The organism is Microbacterium paludicola (genome assembly GCF_039529675.1).
Lineage (GTDB): Bacteria > Actinomycetota > Actinomycetes > Actinomycetales > Microbacteriaceae > Microbacterium > Microbacterium paludicola.
This window is the reverse complement of sequence record NZ_BAAANG010000003.1, coordinates 93861-106629: the sequence shown is the minus strand read 5'-3', so window position 1 is coordinate 106629 and position 12769 is coordinate 93861. Positions and strand designations below refer to the sequence as shown.

14 protein-coding genes are annotated in these 12769 nt (G+C 70.7%); 5 read left to right on the top strand and 9 right to left on the bottom strand.

The features are described from left to right. Positions 1 to 81: 81 nt before the first annotated feature. From ABD161_RS03265 to ychF, 3 genes are all read right to left on the bottom strand, one after another. Positions 82 to 756, bottom strand: a complete 675-nt coding sequence (locus ABD161_RS03265; protein WP_343999640.1) for an SDR family NAD(P)-dependent oxidoreductase — start codon at positions 754 to 756, stop codon at positions 82 to 84. A gap of 117 nt (positions 757 to 873) precedes the next feature. After that, positions 874 to 1311: an AAA family ATPase gene (locus ABD161_RS03260; protein ID WP_343999638.1), complete on the bottom strand. Its 438-nt coding sequence runs from the start codon at positions 1309 to 1311 to the stop codon at positions 874 to 876. 41 nt (positions 1312 to 1352) lie between these two features. Continuing rightward, positions 1353 to 2426, bottom strand: a complete 1074-nt coding sequence (ychF, locus tag ABD161_RS03255) for a redox-regulated ATPase YchF (RefSeq protein WP_343999636.1) — start codon at positions 2424 to 2426, stop codon at positions 1353 to 1355. A gap of 85 nt (positions 2427 to 2511) precedes the next feature. Between ychF and ABD161_RS03250 the strand changes: the two genes are divergently transcribed. The 3 genes from ABD161_RS03250 to ABD161_RS03240 all read left to right on the top strand — a co-directional run bounded on the left by ABD161_RS03250 (position 2512) and on the right by ABD161_RS03240 (position 6076). Next, on the top strand, positions 2512 to 4023 hold the full coding sequence (locus ABD161_RS03250) for a peptide MFS transporter (RefSeq protein WP_343999634.1): 1512 nt from the start codon (positions 2512 to 2514) through the stop codon (positions 4021 to 4023). Positions 4024 to 4092: 69 nt separating this feature from the next. Then, complete coding sequence (locus ABD161_RS03245) at positions 4093 to 4677, top strand: 3'-5' exonuclease (protein ID WP_135113711.1); 585 nt, start codon at positions 4093 to 4095, stop codon at positions 4675 to 4677. Positions 4678 to 4732: 55 nt separating this feature from the next. Beyond that, the gene (locus ABD161_RS03240) at positions 4733 to 6076 is read left to right on the top strand and encodes a DNA recombination protein RmuC (protein WP_343999631.1); all 1344 of its coding nucleotides are present in this window, start codon (positions 4733 to 4735) and stop codon (positions 6074 to 6076) included. Here ABD161_RS03240 and ABD161_RS03235 read toward each other — a convergent pair. Continuing rightward, positions 6063 to 6266, bottom strand: a complete 204-nt coding sequence (locus tag ABD161_RS03235) for a UDP-N-acetylmuramyl pentapeptide phosphotransferase (RefSeq protein WP_228066663.1) — start codon at positions 6264 to 6266, stop codon at positions 6063 to 6065. The genes ABD161_RS03240 and ABD161_RS03235 overlap by 14 nt on opposite strands. Before the next feature lie 112 nt (positions 6267 to 6378). Continuing rightward, positions 6379 to 7359 (bottom strand): class II fructose-bisphosphatase, encoded by a 981-nt coding sequence (gene glpX, locus ABD161_RS03230; protein ID WP_135113713.1) that lies wholly within the window; start codon positions 7357 to 7359, stop codon positions 6379 to 6381. Between the two features lie 171 nt (positions 7360 to 7530). Between glpX and fbaA the strand changes: the two genes are divergently transcribed. Then, positions 7531 to 8559, top strand: a complete 1029-nt coding sequence (gene fbaA, locus ABD161_RS03225) for a class II fructose-bisphosphate aldolase (protein ID WP_135113714.1) — start codon at positions 7531 to 7533, stop codon at positions 8557 to 8559. Positions 8560 to 8622: 63 nt separating this feature from the next. Here the strand turns inward: fbaA and ABD161_RS03220 are convergent, their stop codons facing one another. Beyond that, positions 8623 to 9561 (bottom strand): SDR family NAD(P)-dependent oxidoreductase, encoded by a 939-nt coding sequence (locus ABD161_RS03220; RefSeq protein WP_343999627.1) that lies wholly within the window; start codon positions 9559 to 9561, stop codon positions 8623 to 8625. Here ABD161_RS03220 and ABD161_RS03215 point away from each other — a divergent pair. Beyond that, the gene (locus ABD161_RS03215) at positions 9541 to 9894 is read left to right on the top strand and encodes an SbtR family transcriptional regulator (RefSeq protein WP_343999625.1); all 354 of its coding nucleotides are present in this window, start codon (positions 9541 to 9543) and stop codon (positions 9892 to 9894) included. The two genes, ABD161_RS03220 and ABD161_RS03215, sit on opposite strands and share 21 nt — an antisense overlap. Before the next feature lie 45 nt (positions 9895 to 9939). Here ABD161_RS03215 and ABD161_RS03210 read toward each other — a convergent pair whose 3' ends face one another. The 3 genes from ABD161_RS03210 to ABD161_RS03200 form a co-directional block, all read right to left on the bottom strand. Beyond that, positions 9940 to 10896, bottom strand: a complete 957-nt coding sequence (locus ABD161_RS03210) for a D-alanyl-D-alanine carboxypeptidase family protein (protein ID WP_343999623.1) — start codon at positions 10894 to 10896, stop codon at positions 9940 to 9942. Positions 10897 to 10996: 100 nt separating this feature from the next. Continuing rightward, positions 10997 to 11563: a DUF6264 family protein gene (locus ABD161_RS03205; RefSeq protein ID WP_343999621.1), complete on the bottom strand. Its 567-nt coding sequence runs from the start codon at positions 11561 to 11563 to the stop codon at positions 10997 to 10999. 39 nt (positions 11564 to 11602) lie between these two features. Beyond that, positions 11603 to 12652, bottom strand: a complete 1050-nt coding sequence (locus ABD161_RS03200) for a 4-hydroxy-3-methylbut-2-enyl diphosphate reductase (RefSeq protein ID WP_425560779.1) — start codon at positions 12650 to 12652, stop codon at positions 11603 to 11605. Positions 12653 to 12769 lie beyond the last annotated feature (117 nt).

Sequence of the window (12769 nt, the reverse complement as noted above, 5' to 3'; positions counted from 1 at the left end):
TCGTCGGATGCTGTCCCGCGCCGGAAATGCGGTCTCGCGGTCCCGGCGCGTTAGAGGGGACCTACGACCCCGTGGCCGCCCCTACTCCCTGCCCTCTTCGAGCGGGATGAGCATGGTTCGGAAGGGCCCTCCATCGGTGTGCAGCTCCCAGATCCGGTCGGCCACGTCATCGATGCCGTTGGGCAGCTGGAGACGGGGAATCGCTCCCGGGATCACGAGCTGCGTGACCCGGACACCCTCGTCCTCGAGGGCGTCGTGGAGCATCTCGCCGTACGCGCTCTCCGCCGGGAAGGCGACGGAGGTCCCGGCGAAGCCGGCCCGCGCCTTCACCGAGGTCCCGCCGTTGATCAGGATGATGCTGCCATCTCCCGCCTCCCGCATCGCCGGCAGCACCGCGCGGACGGAGTGGATCAGGCCGAGCGCGGAGAACTGCAGAGCCTCCAGTGCGAGTTCAGGGGTCAGCTCGAGGACAGGCTTCAGGTAGTCGCGAGACGGAAGCGGGCTGTACTGGAGGACCGAGATGGCGCCGAGGTCTGCTGCGGCACGACCGAGCGCGTCTTCGAGCTCGGCGGGCACACGCACGTCCGCTGAGTAGCCCTTGGCCGTCACGCCCGCCGAGGCCAGCTCCGCCGCCATGGCGTCGAGCTTCGATCGGTCGCGCGAGATCAGTGCGACCGAGAAGCCTTCGCGGCCGAAGCGACGCGCGACGGCCGCGCCGAGTCCCGGTCCGGCTCCGATGATGGCGATGACGGGCATGGCGAGCTCCTTCGGGCTGTGACGTTGCGGCGCTTCTACGGGCTTCACCCGGGGTGACGCGTTCAAGCGGAACTCCACCACGTTATGGCACCGAACAACCTCTGGATGCGGGTCTCGCTATCCGAGCGCCTCGATCGCGTCAGCCAGCTCCTCGACACCGCAACGCCCGTCGAGTTCGATGCTCGCGCCGCGACGGAGCCGTGGTTCCACCTCCGCCACATATCGGCGGATCTCCGTCTGCTGCTCAGCGGTGCGGCCATAGGGATTGTTCGTCCGCGTCGCCACGCGTTCGATGAGCACATTCACCGGCGCGCTGAGCAGCACCACATGATCGAAACGGTCATAGAACCGCCCCTGGTTCTCGACCGTTCCTGATACGACGAGGTCGTGATGTCGTTCTAGGAGTTCGCTCATACGGCGCTCGTCCCACAGTCCACCCGGCAGTTGCCAGCCGTCAAAGTCGGTGTCCACCGTGAGCAGTCCTCGACGTGCCAGCTCGGCGAGCAACGTCGACTTGCCGGCGCCCGACATGCCAGTGACAAGGATGCGCGTCATGCGCGCCAGCATAGGGATCGTCGCCACCGGCGACCGGCCGGCTACACGTTGAAGCGGAACTCCACCACGTCGCCGTCGGCCATGACGTAGTCCTTGCCCTCGATACGGACGCGACCGCGGGCCTTCGCCTCGGCCATCGAGCCGGCCTCATCCAGATCCGTGAACGCCACGACCTCGGCCTTGATGAAGCCGCGCTCGAAGTCCGAGTGGATGACGCCCGCGGCCTGCGGGGCGGTCCAGCCCTTGCGGATCGTCCAGGCGCGCGACTCCTTGGGGCCCGCCGTCAGGTAGGTCTGCAGGCCGAGGGTCTCGAAGCCGACGCGGGCGAGCTGATCCAGCCCCGACTCCTCCTGGCCGAGCGACTGCAGCAGCTCGAGGGCCTCTTCGGGGTCGAGGTCGATGAGCTCCGACTCGACCTTCGCGTCGAGGAACACGGCCTTGGCGGGGGCGACCAGCGCCGCAAGCTCGTCCATGCGCTCGGGCGAGGTCAGCACTCCCTCGTCGACGTTGAAGACGAACAGGGTGGGCTTGGCCGTCAGCAGACCGAGCTCGCGGATCGGCGACACGTCGAAGCCTGCCTGGAACAGCGTCTTGCCCGAGTCGAGCACGGCCTTCGCGTCCTGCGCGGCGGCGAGAACGGACGGATCCGCCTTCTTGCCCTTGACCTCCTTCTCGAGGCGCGGGACCGCCTTCTCAAGGGTCTGCAGATCGGCGAGGATCAGCTCGGTGTTGATCGTCTCCATGTCGGACGCCGGGTCGACCTTGCCGTCGACGTGCACCACGTCCGAGTCGGCGAAGCCGCGCACCACCTGCGCGATCGCGTCGGCCTCGCGGATGTTCGCGAGGAACTGGTTGCCCAGGCCCTCACCCTCGCTCGCGCCACGCACGATGCCGGCGATGTCGACGAACGACACGGGAGCCGGCAGGATCCGCGCCGACCCGAAGATCTCGGCGAGGCGGTTCAGCCGCGGGTCGGGCAGCTCCACCACGCCCACGTTCGGCTCGATCGTCGCGAACGGGTAGTTCGCCGCGAGAACCGTGTTCTTGGTCAGGGCGTTGAAGAGGGTCGACTTGCCGACGTTGGGAAGGCCGACGATTCCGATGGTAAGAGCCACGGGAGACCAGTCTACGCGGGCACCGTCCGCGGCCCGGACGGGCATCTTGAGGTTCCGTGGAGGTGCCTGGTGCGAACCTGGAGGGATGACCTCCCTCACCGAGAAGACCGCGTCTCCGTCCGCAGATCGGCGGTTCTTCGGTCACCCTCTCGGCCTGCTGACGCTCTTCACGACCGAGATGTGGGAGCGCTTCAGCTTCTACGGCATGCGCGCGATCCTGCTGCTGTTTCTCACGGCGGAGCTGTCGGAGGGCGGCCTGGCTCTCGACGAGACCACCGGCCAGGCTCTCGTCGCGATCTACGGCACGGGCGTGTATTTGCTCACGATCGTCGGCGGCTGGCTCGCCGACCGGATCATCGGCTCCCGCCGCGCAACGCTCTACGGCGGCATCGTGATCGCCGCCGGCCACGTGAGCCTCGCACTGCCGGGAGGCGCGTTCACGTACCTCGGCATGGTCCTCGTCGCCGTCGGCACCGGTCTGCTGAAGTCGAACGTGTCGACGATGGTCGGCGACCTCTACTCGCGTGAGGACCCGCGCAGGCAGTCGGCCTTCTCGATCTTCTACATGGGCATCAACCTCGGCTCGTTCTTCTCGCCGCTGATCATCGCCCCCGTCCGCATGGCCTTCGGCTTCCACGCCGGATTCCTCGTCGCCGCGATCGGCATGGCGCTCGCCGTCGCCTTCTTCATCGGCGGTCGCCGTCTGCTCTCCGCCGAGGGCGACGTGGTGCCGAACCCGATCCCCCGCGCCGAGGTGCCGAAGGTGATCCGGATGATCGCCCTGGTGCTCGCCGGCGTCGCGGTGCTCGCGGTGGTCGCCTCGCTGCTGCAGGGCGGCTGGGGAATGAACGCCATGATCGACACGCTCAGCTACGTCGGCCTGCTCGCGCCGGTCGTCGCGTTCGTGCTGATGTACCGCTCCCCCAAGGTCACCGCGCCCGAGCGCAGCCGCCTGCTCGCCTACATCCCGCTGTTCGTCGCGGCGATGCTGTTCTGGATGATCCTGGATCAGGCGGCCACCACGCTCACGACGTTCGCGGCCGACAAGACGGATCTGAGCATCCTCGGGGTGCAGATCGGCCCGGAGATGTTCCAGTCGATCAACCCGTTCGTGATCTTCGTGTTCGCGCCCGTGTTCGCGTGGATCTGGGTGAAGACGCACGATCGCCCCGCCGTCCCGTACAAGTTCGCGATCGGCCTTTCACTCGCCGCCGTGTCGTTCGTGGTCCTCGCGGGCGGCGCGTGGCTCGCGGGCGACGGCAAGGCGCCGGCCATCCTGCTCATCTGTGTCTACGTGATCCAGACTCTCGGCGAGCTGTTCCTCTCCCCCGTCGGCCTCGCGGCGACGACGCTGCTCGCGCCGAAGGCCTTCCGCGGCCAGGCGATGGGCCTCTGGTTCCTCGCCCCGGCGGCGGGGTCCGCCATCACTGCGCAGGTCGTGCAGGCGACGGAGGGCGTCTCGGATGTCGCGTACTTCGGCTGGACCGGCGTGATCGCGGCCGTCTTCGCGGTGGCACTGTTCGCCGTGAGCCCGTGGGTGCGCAAGCTCATCCACGAGGCCGACGAGGCGGAGGGCGTCCACACCTCCGGCGACTGACGCCCCTCGATCGGAGCCCCGGCGGCGCGCCTGCCGGGGCTCCGTCGTGTCGCCGCTCAGACTCGATCCGTGGCCCTGGACTTCACAGCGATCGACTTCGAGACGGCGAACGGATCCAGGGCGAGCGCCTGCCAGGTCGGGCTCACCAAGGTGCGCGACGGCAAGGTCGTCGAGACGGCCGGATGGCTCATCCGCCCGCCCGCCGGCCACGACGAGTTCCACGAGTGGAACACCCGGATCCACGGCATCCGCGAAGAGGATGTCGTCGACGCCCTCGGCTGGGATGAGCAGATCGAGGATCTGATCGGCTTCGCCGGCGACGACGTGCTCGTCGCCCACAACGCGAGCTTCGACATGGGCGTGCTGCGCACCGCCTGCGAGGTCACCCGCTACGACCTGCCCGCCTACCGCTACGCCTGCACGCTGCAGGTGGCGCGCAAGGTCTATCAGCTTCCCTCCTACCGCCTTCCCGTGGCCGCGGAGGCCGCCGGGTTCTCGGGCTTCGCCCATCACGACGCGGTGGCGGATGCCCTCGCGTGCGCGCACATCCTGATCGACGCGGCGCGCCGCTCGGGCGCCGAGGACGTGGACGGCCTCGCCGCGCTGATCGGCACCAGGATCGGACAGATCCAGCCCGCCGTGCTCGCGGCCTGAGGGCTGCGCGCGCGGCCTCCGGCCGGATGTCGGTGGCCCCGGTCATGCTGGAGCCATGGACGCACTCGCCCTTCTGCTCGTGATCGTCGCCCTCGCAGCGGGCGCGGCGATCGGCTGGTTCGCGCACGCGAGCCGCACGGGCCGCGACGCGGCCGAGGGTCGCGCGGCCCTCGCGGCGCGCGACGCCGAGGTGGCGGCGCTGCGCGAGTCGCTCGAGCGCGAGCAGGATCTGCGCCACGACGCCGTCGCGCACGCACAGCGGGAGCGCGCGGAGGCGGAGGAGCGCGCACGCCGCGAGAGCGCCGTGCTCACCGCCCTCTCCCCTGTGCGCGAGAGCCTTCAGCGCATGCAGCAGCGCGTCGACGAGATGGAGCGCGAGCGTCACAGCCAGTTCGGCACGATCGCCGAGCAGCTGCGGCGCGCGCAGGCCTCCGACGAGGCGCTGCGCACAACGACCGAGTCGCTCGCCGGCGCGCTGCGATCGACCACGGCACGCGGGGTGTGGGGCGAGGCGCAGCTGCGCCGCGTCGTCGAGTCGGCCGGCCTCGTCCGCCACGTCGACTTCGACACGCAGACCGTGCTGACCGGCGACGACGTCTCGGGGCGCCCCGACATGGTGGTGCGCCTGCCGGGCGACAAGGCGATCGCCATCGACGCGAAGGCGCCGCTCGACGCGTTCCTCGACGCGGCGGCGATTCCGGACTCCGCCGTGGGGGAAGACGCGCGCCGCCGCCGGCAGCTGCTCAAGCAGCATGTCAAGGCCGTGCGGGGGCACGTGGACGCCCTCGCCCGCAAGGCGTACTGGGCGGGCCTCACGTCGAGCCCCGAGTTCGTCGTGTGCTTCCTGCCGAGCGAGTCGATCCTGGCCGTCGCGCTCGACGAGGACCCGACGCTGCTCGAGTACGCGTTCTCCAAGCGGGTGGCCCTCGCCTCGCCCGTGAACCTCTGGGCGGTGCTCAAGACCGTCGCCTACGCCTGGACGCAGCAGGAGGTCTCCGACGAGGCCCGCACCCTGTTCACGCTCGGCAACCAGCTCTACGAGCGGCTCGGCACCCTCGCCCAGCACGCCGACGGTCTGCGCCGCGCGATCGAACGCACGGTCGACAGCTACAACAAGTTCGCCGGCTCACTCGAGTCGCGCGTGCTCGTCACGGCGCGGCAGTTCCCCGGCATCGACGAGACCAAGCTCGCCGCGATGCCCGAGCCCCGCCCGCTGCACGCATCGACGCGCCGGATGGCGGCACCCGAGCTCCTGGAAGCGCTGGGCAATGCGCCGCTGGACGAGCCCGCGCTGGACGAGCCCGTGACCGAATCGATCGCCCTGCGACTCGATCAGTCGCGGCTCGCGCCCGCGGAACCGCGGGCCACCGAGGAGAGCGAGCCGATCAGCCGGGGATGAAGCTCAGCAGCGCGGTGACCGCGCCCGAGAAGCCGACGAAGGCGCCGATGAACCACCAGACGCTGGGCTCCTGCCCGGGCGCGCGACGCACGCGCAGGAGAACATCGGGACGGCGAGCGGGGTCAGTGAACACCGGCTGCGCTGCGCCCTGATCGGCCACATGCTGAACCGGCGCGTGCTGAACTGACATACCTTCGCTCCCCCTGCTGTGTCCGAGATCCGCCGGGCCTATTCTCCCACTCCGAACCTCCGAAGTCGGTCACAGCTGAGTCACGCGTGGCGCGACACCCACCAGGCGGGAATCAGAGCCACTTCGACACGAGGTGATCGGACGAGATCCGGCGCATCGTCCCCGAGTGGCTGCGCAGCACGACGCTCTCCGTGTACACGTAGTCGCCCTGGCGGCGCACGCCCGCCACGAGCTGCCCGTCCGTGACACCCGTCGCGACGAAGAGCGTGTTGTTGCCGGCGACGAGGTCGTCGGCCTCGTAGACGTGGTCCATCTTCAGCCCCGCGTCGATGCCCTTCTGACGCTCCTCGTCGTCCCGGGGCCAGAGCCGGCCCTGGATGTGCCCACCGAGGGCCTTGATCGCGCACGCGGTCACGATCCCCTCGGGGCTGCCCCCCACGCCCACGCACATGTCGGTGCGCGCGTCGTGGCGCGCGGCGTTGATCCCGCCCGCGACGTCGCCGTCGCTCATCAGGCGGGTGCCGGCCCCGGCCTCGCGGATCTCCTGGATGAGCTTCTCGTGGCGCGGACGGTTCAGCACCGAGACGACCATCTCGTCGACCGGCTTTCCGAGCGCGTTGGCGAGCAGGCGGATGTTCTCGCCGATGGGCAGGCGGATGTCGACGACCCCGACGCCGGCGGGCCCGGTCACGAGCTTGTCCATGTAGAAGACGCTCGACGCATCGAGCATCGTGCCGCGATCCGACATCGCGATGACCGATAGGGCGTTCTGGCGCCCCGCCGCGGTGAGCGACGTGCCGTCGATCGGATCGACCGCGATGTCGTATGAGCGTCCGCGACCGGTGCCGACGTGCTCGCCGTTGTAGAGCATGGGCGCGTTGTCCTTCTCGCCCTCGCCGATCACGACCACGCCGTCGAAATCGACGGTGGACAGGAAGGCCCGCATGCCGTCGACGGCGGCGCCGTCCGCCGCCTCCTTCGCCCCACGGCCGATGAACGGCACGGCGCGGATCGCCGCCGCCTCCGTGGCGCGCACCAGCTCCAGCGCGATGTTCCGGTCGGGGTGGAGCGGGGCCATGTCCGTCGTCTGCATGCCCCGAGCGTATTGCGATCCGCGCCCGGATTTCCGGGACCGCGCACGGCAGGAATCCGCATTCTTGCCGATACCGCAAAGGGGCGCCCTCCGCGACCCCCGGCGACGGCATGAACGGCCGACTTTCCCTAGACTGGGCGGCGAATCATCGCCCACTTCCAAGGAGCACACATGGCCTTCGCCACCCCGGATCAGTACGCAGAGATGCTCGACCGCGCGAAGGCCGGCGGCTTCGCGTACCCCGCGTTCAACGTCTCGAGCTCGCAGACGATCAACGCGGTCCTGCAGGGTCTGCAGGAAGCCGGCAGCGACGGCATCCTCCAGGTCACGACCGGCGGCGCCGACTACTTCGCCGGCCACACGGTCAAGAACCGCGCCGTCGGTGCGATCGCGATGGCCGAGTACGTCAAGCGCGTCGCGGCCTCCTACGACATCACCGTCGCCGTGCACACCGACCACTGCCCGAAGGACGCGCTCGACAGCTTCCTGCTGCCGATCCTGGCGGCCTCCGAGGAGCAGGTGAAGGCCGGCGGCGCCCCGATCTTCCACTCGCACATGTGGGACGGCTCGGCCGTGCCGCTCGCCGAGAACATCGACATCGCCAAGGAGCTGCTCCCCCGCACCAAGAACATCGGCGCGATCCTCGAGATCGAGGTCGGCGTGGTCGGCGGCGAGGAGGACGGCGTCGTGCACGAGGGCTCGAACGAGGCCCTGTACACGACGGTCGGCGACGTCACCCAGGCCGTCGAGGCGCTCGGCCTCGGCGAGAACGGCCGCTACATCTCGGCCCTCACCTTCGGCAACGTCCACGGCGTCTACAAGCCGGGCGGCGTCAAGCTCCGCCCCGAGCTGCTCGGCGAGATCCAGGAGGGCATCGCCGCCAAGTTCGGCACCGGCGCGAAGCCGCTCGACCTCGTCTTCCACGGCGGCAGCGGTTCGACCGACGCGGAGATCGCGACCGCGGTGTCCAACGGCGTCATCAAGATGAACATCGACACCGACACGCAGTACGCCTTCACCCGTGCGGTCGCCGGGTACATGCTCTCGAACTACGAGGGCGTGCTGAAGGTCGACGGCGAGGTCGGCAACAAGAAGCAGTACGACCCGCGCGCCTGGGGCAAGGTCGCCGAGACGGCGATGGCCGCTCGCGTCGTCGAGGCAACCAAGCAGCTCGGCTCGGCGGGTCAGTCGCAGCGCTGACCCCCTCGCACGAACGCCCCGGAGCCTCGCGGCCCCGGGGCGTTCGTCGTCTGAGCGCGCGGATCAGCGCAGGGCGCCGATGCGGATCTCCGCTCCCGCGAGCCGCTCCAGCTGCGCCCAGACGGCATCCGCGACCCCGGGTGCCGGATCCGCGGTGCGCGCGAGCGGCGTTATCCGCGCGGGAAGGCCGCGCATCCCTTCGGCGGGACCGAAGTACTCACCCCCGGAGGCCCCGGGGTCGGTCAGAGCGCGCACACCCGACCACGCCGCCGCATCCTTTCCCTGCGCCCACGGCGTGAACGGGTTGCGCTGAGAGGGCGTCGTCGCGTCGCGGATCCCCGGTCGCTGCGGAGTGCGCGCGTCCACGCCCACGCCCGGATGCGCCACGAGCGACGCCACGGGCAGTCCGTTCGCGCGCAGCCGTCGGTCGAGCTCGTACGCGAAGATCTCGGTCGCCTTCTTCGCCTGCGTGTAGGCGAGCACGCCGACGCGCGACGGACGCGTCAGATCGTCGACCGAGACGTTCCAGCGGCGCACGAAGCCGGTCGAGGCGTGAACGATGCGGGAGTGCATGCCGCTCTCGCCGCCCGTCGCGACGAGACAATCCAGGATCCCCTCCACCAGCGCGACATTCGCGACCGCGTGCGTGCCCACGAGCAGTGGACGGCCGTCGGCGGTGAGCGCGCGACCGAACGCCATCGCGCCGCCGTTCAGGAAGACGCCATGCAGCGCGGGAAGCGCCGCGAGCGCCGAGGCGGCCGTCCGCACGGAATCGAGCGAGGCGAGGTCGATCACGACCGAGTCGAGCGCCGCGCTCGGCACGCGGCCGCGGATCGCCGCCTCGGCGACGGCCAGCTTGGCGGCGGAGCGCGATGCGAGCACGACGTGCGCGCCGGCCGCGGCCAGCTGCTCGGCCGCGAAGTAGCCGATGCCGGCGGTCGCGCCGGTCACGGCGAAGGTGCGCCCGGTCAGGTCGGGCAGGTGCTGAGGGTCCCAGGTCATCGTCTCTCCTCCGAGACCGAGCCCGACCCCGCTGCCGCCCTCGAGCGGCTGCTGTCGGCGGCGCTGGAGCTGCAGCTGGAGGAGGGCGGCCTGCAGAGCGTGCTGCTGTCGAACCAGGACGAAACCGATGAGGTGCGCGAGGCGAAGCGCGAGATCCTGACCACCTGGCAGGGCGTTCTCGCCCGCGCACGCGAGACCGGCGTCGTGCGGGCCGACATCGACGCGCCGCGCCTGCAGCGCCTCGTCTGCGGGGTCGAGCACGCAGCGCGGCTCGGACCCCGCGACGACCGCGACGTCCTGCTTGCCGTGCTGCTGCGGGGCATCCGCGCCTGACGCCCGCCGTTCCGCGGATGTTCCCCCGCCCTCGCCTGAGCGCGGTCAGCCGGCGGCGAGCTCCGCCTCGACAGCGGCGTAGAGCGCGCGGGACTCGACGAACCGGGCCTCGTCGTCCGCCTGGGACAGCACGACGGTGTAGACCCGCACCGTGCGGTCGCCGACGGCGACGTCCTTCGCCGACAGCAGGTTGCTGCCGTCGAGCGTTCCGGTCTTGATCCCGACGACGCCCGGATCCGCCAGCAGGTCGTTCGTGTTCTCCACGAGCCCCGCGCCCGGCAGCTCGACCTGCGCGGTCGCGACGATCTCGGCGATGACAGGATCGGCGAGCGCGAGCCGGCCCAGATCGATCAGGGCCGAGGGCGACGCGGTGTTCGCCGGATCGATGCCGGTCGGCTCGGTAACGGTGATCCCGGCGAGGTCGTGCGCGGCGAGGAACTCGGCGGCGGCGGCCGCGAACGCCGCATCATCGCCCCAGATGTCCTCGACGAGGATGTCGGCGTAGTTGCATGCAGATCCGAGCAGCATCCCCTGCAGCAGCTGGTGCTGCGTGAGCGTGCCGCCCGCGGGAACCGGCAGCGCCGACTCGTCGCGGGCGAGGTACTCCTCGTACGAGTTGTTCCACTTCTCGACGAAGAAGAACTCCGGGCCCGACTCGCCGACCGCGAGCGGCCGCGCATCCTGCACCATCAGCGCCGTGATCAGCTTGGTGATGCTCGCCATCGGCCGCGGGGCATCGGAGGGCGTCAGCACGTCCCCGTCCCCGTCCCCGATCGCGACCGCGGCGGCTCCCTCTCTCGGCCACGGGAGGTCGGCCGCCTCGAGTTCGGGAAGCGGCGCCTCCGAGGCCGCGGGCTCCTCGGCGACCGCCCTGGGCCCGTCGGGCGGACCGACGGCGGAGTTCGCGAAGGTCGTGATCCCGGCCCCGAGCCCGACGGCGAGCGCGACGAACAGCCCGAACCGCGCAAGGCGGAGACGACGGCGGCGACTCAAGGGACTCATCACCCTCAGTCTCACCCGTCCGGGCGCGTCTTCGGCGCCGACCCGCCCCGGATTCGTCCCTCAGCCGACCCTGATCCGCCCCCGATCGGGGCGGGACCCGTCAGCCGCCGATCTGATTCAGGATGGCGTCGCGCACCGCGGGATCCGCCAGCAGGGGCGTCGAGACCAGGATCGCCGCGAGCGTGTTGAACACGAATCCGCCGACGATGGGGATCCAGAACACGATCCAGCCGCGCTTGTGCGCGGCCCACGTCGCCCAGGCGGTGAGCGCCCAGCCGAGGCCGAGCGAGATCGCCGCGACGACCCCCCACACCCCGGTCGTGGTCATGGCGAAGTCATCGGGATCCAGACCGAGCGCCGGAAGCAGCGCCGCCGGATCCAGGATCGCGGGGATCGCGCTGAGGAGGCTCAGCAGGCCGTAGGCGAGCATGGCGATCGCGACGGCGCGGTCGACGATCCGGCCCGGCGTGCTCGGCGCCCGCTTGGCCGGCGCCGCGTCGGGCCAGCCTGACGGAGAAGCGGGTGCGGCTGCAGGCGCGGGCTCTGCGGGCGCCGGCGCGGGAAGCGGCTGGCGGATGCGCGCCGCCTGCTCCTCGGGCGTCGCGTACTCGCCGTACTGCGGGCGAGGCCGGTCGCCGAAGGGAAGGCCGGAGGTCGAGTCAGACACGGGTTGCTCCTGCTCGGTGCGATCGCGGAGGACGACGCCTCACGCGCGGCTCCGGCCGCCGAGCGCGCGCTCATCGCGGCGGCCCGTCGGGTCCTGGCGCAGCTCCTTGGGCAGCGAGAACATCAGGTCCTCCTCCGCGGTGCGCACCTCCTCGACGTCGCGGTAGCCCGCGCCCGACAAGTCGGCGAGGACCTCCTGCACGAGCACCTCGGGCACCGAGGCGCCGCTGGTGACGCCCACGGTCTCGACGCCGTCGAGCCACTCCTGGCGCACCTCGTCGGCGTAGTCGACGCGGTAGGCGGCCTTGGCGCCGTGCTCCAGCGCGACCTCGACGAGACGCACGCTGTTCGACGAGTTCGCCGAGCCCACCACGATCACCAGGTCCGCCTCGCGCGCGATCTTCTTGATTGCGACCTGACGGTTCTGGGTGGCGTAGCAGATGTCATCCGACGGCGGATCCTGCAGCTGCGGGAAGCGCTCCCGCAGGCGCCGCACCGTCTCCATGGTCTCGTCGACCGACAGCGTTGTCTGCGACAGCCACACGACCTTGTTCGGGTCGGCGACCTCGACGGTGTCGGCCTCCTCGGGCGAGTTCACGATGGTGACGTGGTCGGGCGCCTCTCCGGCGGTCCCCTCGACCTCCTCGTGCCCCGTGTGGCCGATCAGCAGGATCTGGAAGTCGTCGCGCGCGAAGCGGACCGCCTCGCGGTGCACCTTCGTCACCAGCGGGCACGTGGCGTCGATCGCCTGCAGGCCGCGATCGGATGCCGCGTTCACCACGGCGGGCGAGACGCCGTGCGCGCTGAAGACGACATGCGCGCCGGAGGGGACCTCGTCGACCTCCTCGACGAAGATCGCCCCCTTCGCCTCGAGCTCGGTGACGACGTGGATGTTGTGGACGATCTGCTTGCGCACGTACACGGGCGCGCCGTAGCGCTCGAGCGCCTTCTCGACCGCGACGACGGCGCGATCGACGCCCGCACAGTATCCACGGGGGGCTGCGAGCAGCACCCGCTTGTGTCCGGGCACGGGGATATCCTGAAGGGGCTCGCGACGAACCTGTGCACGACGTGCCGGGATGGCGGGCACGGGCAGCGAGATGGCGGTGGCGCTCACATCTCGATTCTACGGTCGGCCCCCTGTACGGGGCCCGAGCGGGCCCGGGACGCACGCCACGCGCGGAAGCCGGGGCGTCATGCGCCCGTA